Below are 682 nucleotides of genomic sequence, written 5' to 3' on the forward strand. Positions count from 1 at the left end.
CATGGGGCAGTTGCTGCCCCAGGCCTTCCGGACGAGCGGCGTGCCGCTGGAAGCCCGCTTCGAGGCCCCACTCTCGATGGTGGTGTACGAGCTGGTCAAGCAGGGCGCCGGGATCGGCCTCGTCGATCCCTACACCGCCCTGACGCAGGTCGACGAGCGGGTGCGGCTACTGCGCTTCGTGCCGACCATCCCGTTCAACGTCGCGCTCCTGCGGCCCGACACGCGCCCGACCAACCCGGCCGCCGAAGCCCTCCTGGAGCGGATGCAGGCGGAGCGCGACCGGCTGATGGCGCGCTTCCCGGACTGAGCCTGGCCGGAGGCGCCGAGCGGAGACGACCCAATATGCGAAACGCGCATAACGCTCCGCGAACATTCAATTTTGCGCATTCCGGATTTCGGGGTTCACTCCGTCGGGTCGCTGACTTGAGGGAAAGCCGGTGAGTATTGCCGCGCAGAACGAAGCATCGGGCGGGAGCCGCTACGACGTCGTCATCATCGGCGGCGGCATCAACGGCACGAGCGCGGCGCGCGAGCTGACCGCGGCCGGTTACAAGGTGCTGCTTGCCGAGATGTTCGACCTCGCCCACGGCGCGTCGAGCCGGTCGTCGCGGATTTTGCATTGCGGTCTACGCTATTTCGAGACCCCTCGCCCCTTGCGCACCTTCCTGACCTCGCCCCGGCG

General features: G+C 67.9%; 2 protein-coding genes. Both read left to right on the plus strand.

Features of this window, described 5'->3' with window-relative positions; all coding sequences use genetic code 11:
- Window positions 1-307: LysR substrate-binding domain-containing protein (locus tag VQ03_RS29875; protein ID WP_048454568.1), on the plus strand; the 307-nt coding region annotated here is incomplete at its 5' end.
- Between the two features lie 130 nt (window positions 308-437).
- On the plus strand, window positions 438-682 hold a 245-nt coding region (locus tag VQ03_RS29880; RefSeq protein ID WP_048454569.1), incomplete at its 3' end, for an FAD-dependent oxidoreductase.

It is taken from the genome of Methylobacterium tarhaniae (assembly GCF_001043955.1).
GTDB classification, from domain to species: domain Bacteria; phylum Pseudomonadota; class Alphaproteobacteria; order Rhizobiales; family Beijerinckiaceae; genus Methylobacterium; species Methylobacterium tarhaniae.